This window comes from Melaminivora alkalimesophila (genome assembly GCF_000282995.1).
Classification (GTDB): Bacteria; Pseudomonadota; Gammaproteobacteria; order Burkholderiales; family Burkholderiaceae_C; genus Melaminivora; species Melaminivora alkalimesophila.
In genome coordinates this window covers 1-5,223 of sequence record NZ_ALEE01000123.1, presented here as the reverse complement: position 1 = coordinate 5,223, position 5,223 = coordinate 1, and the positions used below count along the sequence as shown (strand labels likewise).

General features: G+C 67.3%; 4 protein-coding genes. 2 read left to right on the top strand and 2 right to left on the bottom strand.

Translation table 11 applies throughout. From position 1 onward, the window contains the following. Window positions 1–596, top strand: a 596-nt coding sequence (locus A612_RS17245; RefSeq protein WP_158000160.1) for a hypothetical protein, incomplete at its 5' end; no start/stop codon positions are given. A gap of 155 nt (window positions 597–751) precedes the next feature. Here A612_RS17245 and A612_RS01815 read toward each other — a convergent pair. Both A612_RS01815 and A612_RS01810 read right to left on the bottom strand, forming a co-directional pair. After that, window positions 752–1,180: a hemerythrin domain-containing protein gene (locus A612_RS01815; RefSeq protein ID WP_019372908.1), complete on the bottom strand. Its 429-nt coding sequence runs from the start codon at window positions 1,178–1,180 to the stop codon at window positions 752–754. Between the two features lie 71 nt (window positions 1,181–1,251). Continuing rightward, window positions 1,252–3,558, bottom strand: coding sequence for a nitric-oxide reductase large subunit (locus A612_RS01810; RefSeq protein ID WP_019372907.1), 2,307 nt, complete (start codon window positions 3,556–3,558; stop codon window positions 1,252–1,254). Between the two features lie 288 nt (window positions 3,559–3,846). Here A612_RS01810 and norR point away from each other — a divergent pair. Continuing rightward, window positions 3,847–5,223, top strand: a 1,377-nt coding sequence (gene norR / locus A612_RS01805; protein WP_040435595.1) for a nitric oxide reductase transcriptional regulator NorR, incomplete at its 3' end; no start/stop codon positions are given.

The window sequence follows — 5,223 nt, the reverse complement described above, 5'->3', positions numbered from 1 at the left end:
GCGGCGGCCGTTACTTCGGCAGCGGACCGCGCTCGGGAGTGGAGGCTGGTAGTCCCGGCAACGTCAGCATTCGCTTTACCAGTGGGGCGACGGGTTTCATCACTTTCCCGAATGAGCCTGAGGTCGCCATCTCGCGCTTCAACTTTGGGTATGCGTTTGCTCCTGCGAGCTTGAGAGGAGTTTGGACATTCACTTCCTTTGGTTCGGATGGGACGCTGGCGGATGTCGTGGAACTCATCCAGCAGGGCAATCCGACTGCCAATGGCAACGGACTTGTGGCCAACTCCAATGCAACGTTTGGCTGCGAGCATCAAGTTCGCGGGTCACTGGCTGGTGGAGTGCTATGCGTGAAGATCAACACAGCTGGACAGCTACTTCGTGGCTACTTCTTCGCGTATAGCGTGAACGAAGGCGAGGGCGTTTCCAATCGCGAGGGCAAAGGCCCCGACCAGGTACTCATTGTCAGACGCCTGACTACGTCCCAGGGTGTTGGTACGGGCATTGTCTACAAAGCCGAAGATCAGGAAAGCGCTCCTCCTGGTGCTCTGGCTTCCCATATCGAACGTTTGGCGGAAGGTTGGGAGGCTGACAACTAGGCGGTTAAACCTATTCACTCCAAGGAAAAAACGCTGCGGGTGTTCCAGTCCGCAGCGACTTTCTTGTGAACCAAAAAAGCCAGCCCCGGAAGGCTGGCTGTAAAGGCAAGGCGCCCCGGAGGCCTTGCCGATGGAAATCGAAGGGCCTGGTCCGTTCACCAGGCGAGGGTGCTTTCCGCCGCCTCGATGCGCGGGTAGAAATCCCGGTCCTCGTGGCGCATGCGGTCGTACACGCTGCGCAGCACCACGTTGGCGTCGCCTTTGAAGCCGGCCGGATCGGCCGTAACCCGCTCGGCGGTGTTCCAGCGCCGGGCGAAGGCCATGTAGTTGCTGGCGATCTCGCCCATCTCGTCCTGGAAGCGCTTGCCCAGCTGGGCCAGCGCGTCGTTGCCGCTGGCCTGCAGCGCCGGATACAGCAGGCGGTCCTCGACGGCCAGGTGCAGTCGGATGGTGGAGCTCATGGCGACGATGCCCTGGGCGATGGCCGAGGCGTTCTCCGCCACGCCGGCGTGGGTCAGGCGGCGCAGGGCGTCGATCTGGTCAAGGATGTCTGCGTGTTCGCGCTTGAAGCGGTCGATGTTCATGCCTGGGCCTTTCGGATGCGGGGGTTCGGAGCTGGCGCGCCGCAGGGCGCCACGCCAGCTCGGGGGCGGGGTCAGCGTGCGGCGCCGACCAGCATGCCGCTGCCCTGCAGCGGGGCGGCGCGCCGGCCGAACAGCACGGCGCTCACCACCTGCCAGGTCAGGCACAGCGCGCCGACGATGAACACCACGTCGCCGAAGGTGCGCACCCAGCGCAGCGTCACCATGAAAGGCTGCTGCATGAAGGCTTCGCTGCGGGCATACCACAGGCCTTCGGTGACGCTGGCCTGGAACTGGAAGATGCCGATGGGCAGCAGGCTCGAGGCGATCATCAGCACCAGACCGGCGTTGAGCCACCAAAAACCCGTCTTCATCAGGCGCTCGTTGAGCACCACGTCGGGGCGCACGTAACGCAGCACCAGGAACACGAAGCCCAGGGCCAGGAAGCCATAGACACCGAACAGGGCGGCGTGGGCGTGCACCGGCGTGGTGTTCAGGCCCTGGATGTAGTACAGCGACACGGGCGGGTTGATCATGAAGCCGAAGACGCCCGCGCCCAGCATGTTCCAGAAGGCCACGGCGACGAAGCACATGACGGGCCACTTCAGGCGGCGCATCCACTCGGCCTTGTGCTGCATGCTCCAGTGCTCCCAGGCCTCGTGGCCCAGCACCACCAGCGGCACCACTTCGAGGGCGCTGAACGATGCGCCCACGGCCATGACCGGCGTGGTCGTGCCCGAAAAATACAGGTGGTGGAAGGTGCCGGGCACGCCGCCCAGCATGAACAGCGACGCGGACGCAAGACTCGCAGCGGTGGCCATGCGGTACGACACCAGGCCCAGGGTCGAGAAGATGAAGGCAAGCGCCGTGGTGGCGAAGACCTCGAAGAAGCCCTCCACCCACAGGTGCACCACCCACCAGCGCCAGTACTCCATGACCGACAGGTGCGTGCGCTCGCCGTAGAACAGGCCGGCGCCGTAGAACAGGCCGATGCAGACCACCGAGGAGGTCAGGAGCGCCAGCAGGTTCCTGTCCTGACCGTTGGGCTTGAACAGGGCGGGGAAGATGGCGCGTGCCATCAGCACCAGCCAGAAGGCGATGCCGGCGAATTTGCCGATCTGCCACAGGCGGCCCATGTCCACGTACTCATAGCCTTGGTGGCCGAGCCAGAAGTTCCACTCGGGCGGCAGCACCTGGGCGATGGCGAGGTACGTGCCGACGAAGGTGCCGCCGGTGACCACGACCAGTGCCCAGAACAGGATGTCCACGCCAATTTTCTGGAACTTCGGATCCTTGCCGCCGTTGATCACGGGCGCGAGGAACAGGCCCGCGGCCAGGAAGCCGGTGGCGATCCAGAACAGCGCCGCCTGCAGGTGCCAAGTACGCACCAGCGAGTAGGGGAACCACTCGGAGACGTTGATGCCGTAGAACTGCTGGCCCTCGACCGTGTAGTGGGCGGTGAAGCCGCCCAGGAAGACCTGCAGCGTGAACAGCGCGACCACCAGGAACAGGTACTTGCCCAGGCTGCGCTGCGAGGGTGTGAGCGGCACACGCGTGAGCGGGTCGTGCGCCGGGATCTGGGGGGCATCCTCGTCCTGCTTGCGCAGGAAGGCCCAGGCCCAGACCAGGAAGCCCACGCCGGCCATCATGACCACCACGCTGATGATCGACCACATGATGTTCTCGCCCGTCGGCTGGTTGCCGATCAGCGGCTCGTGCGGCCAGTTGTTGGTGTAGGTGGCGCCGGTGCCGCCGTTGTCGGCGGGGCGCTCGGTCGAGGCGACCCACGAGGTCCAGAAGAAGAAACCCATCATTTGCGCGCGGCGCTCGGCGCTGGGCAGGGTGTTTTCCTTCATGGCGAAGTGCTCGCGCGACTTCTGAAGCGCCGGGTCGTCCCCAAACAGCTGGTCGTAGTACTTCGCGACCTGGGCCACGGCCTTGGCGCGCACCGGGCTGATGGTCGCCGTGTCGCTCGCCTGGTCGTAGGTGTTGGTGCGGTACTCCGTCTTCAGCCGCGCCTTGAGGGCCGCCTGGGCGTCGCCGTCAAGCTTCTCGAAGGGCTTGCCGTAGAGTTCCTCGGCCGAGATGTCCAGCCAGGCCAGCAGCTCGCGGTGCAGCCAGTCGGCGGTCCAGTCGGGCGCCTGGTAGGCGCCGTGGCCGAAGACCGAGCCCAGCTGCATGCCGCCGATCGACTGCCAGGCGGTCTGGCCGTCGAGGATGCCGTCCCGGGTATAGAGCGGCTCGTCGCTGCCCTGCACCAGCACTTGGCCCGGGATGGGCGGTGCCGTCCTATAGACCTCGGCCCCGTAGTAGCCCAGCAGGCTGAAGGTCACGATCAACACGCCGATCAGCGTGTACCAGTACTTGGCGTACTTACCCATGGAGGGCCTCCATCATGTTGTTGTCGATGCGTGGTAGGGGAAGAGAAAACAGGGGACTTCGGGTTGGCATGGCTCTGGGCCGCTGCGCTGGGCCGCGGAACTCGTTGAAGAACAGACAGGTAGACACAAGACTCACCTGCACTTGCTGTTTGCAAGGCCTGGGCCAGCATGTGCTGCGCAGCAAATCAAGGGTTTACACGGGTGGGGGTAAAATGCACCCTCAAATATCTGGGTGAAAATTACCTTAAAGTGGTCAATACAACCGTGTTCGAGAGCGCTTCCCGCGCCGTGGACGAGGGCGAGCTCCTGGCCCTGTGTTCCGACCTGGGGGCGGAGCTGCCGCAGGCGGTGCGGCTGCAGCGGCTGGTGGACCTGCTGCGCATGCAGTTCCGCTGTGGGGCGGTGGCGCTGCTGCGGCTGGAGGACGAGCGACTGCGGCCGGTGGCGGTGAACGGGCTGGTCGGCGACGCCCTGGGGCGGCGCTTCGCGGTGGCCCAGCATCCCCGGCTGGCGGCGATCCTTGCGCGGCATGAAGTCACCTGCTTCGAGCACGACAGCAGCCTGCCGGACCCCTACGACGGCCTGCTCGACACCCTGGTGGGCGAGCCGCTGCCGGTGCACGACTGCATGGGCGTGGCGCTGCACGTGGACGGGCGGCCCTGGGGCGTGCTGACCCTGGACGCACTCGCCACCGGCACCTTCGGGGCGGCCGCGCGCGCACGGCTGGCGCGCGCCGTGCCGCTGGTGGAGGCGGTGGTGCGCGTGGCGCGCCTGGAGCAGGAATTGCGCACCTTGCGCATGGCGGCGGCCGGCGGGCTGTCGGGCGGGAGCGCCAGCGAACTGCCGGCGCGCACCGTCGGGGAGGCGGAAATCGTCGGCGAGAGCCCGGCGCTGGCGCGCCTGCTGCACGAGCTGTCGGTGGTGGCGGCATCGGAGCTGCCGGTGCTGCTGCTGGGCGAGACGGGCGTGGGCAAGGAGCTGTTCGCGCGCCTGCTGCACCAGCGCTCGCCCCGGCGCGGCAAGCCCCTGGTGCATGTGAACTGCGCCGCCCTGCCCGAGTCGCTGGCCGAGAGCGAGCTGTTCGGCCACGTGCGCGGGGCGTTTTCCGGCGCGGTGAGCGACCGGCCGGGGCGTTTCGAGGCGGCCGAGGGCGGCACGCTGTTCCTGGACGAGGTGGGCGAGCTGCCGCTGGCGGTGCAGGCGAAGCTGCTGCGCACGCTGCAAAACGGCGAGATCCAGCGCCTGGGCGCCGACCGGCCGCGCAGCGTCAACGTGCGCGTGGTCGCCGCCACCAACCGCAACCTGCGCGAGCAGGTGGCCAGCGGCGCCTTCCGCGCCGACCTGTACCACCGCCTGTCGGTGTACCCCGTGCCCATTCCGCCGCTGCGCGAGCGCGGCAACGACGTGCTGCTGCTGGCCGGGCGCTTTCTGGAGCTGAACCGGGCGCGCCTGGGGCTGCGCAGCCTGCGGCTGTCGCCGGAGGCGCAGCTGGCGCTGCGCCGCTACCCCTGGCCGGGCAACGTGCGCGAGCTCGAGCACGTCATCAGCCGCGCGGCCCTCAAGGCGCTGAGCCGGGGGGCGCAGGCCAATGCCATCGTGACGCTGGAGCCCTCGCTGCTCGACCTGGACGCGCTCGCCGCCCCGCCGGGCACGGGGCCCGCGCCC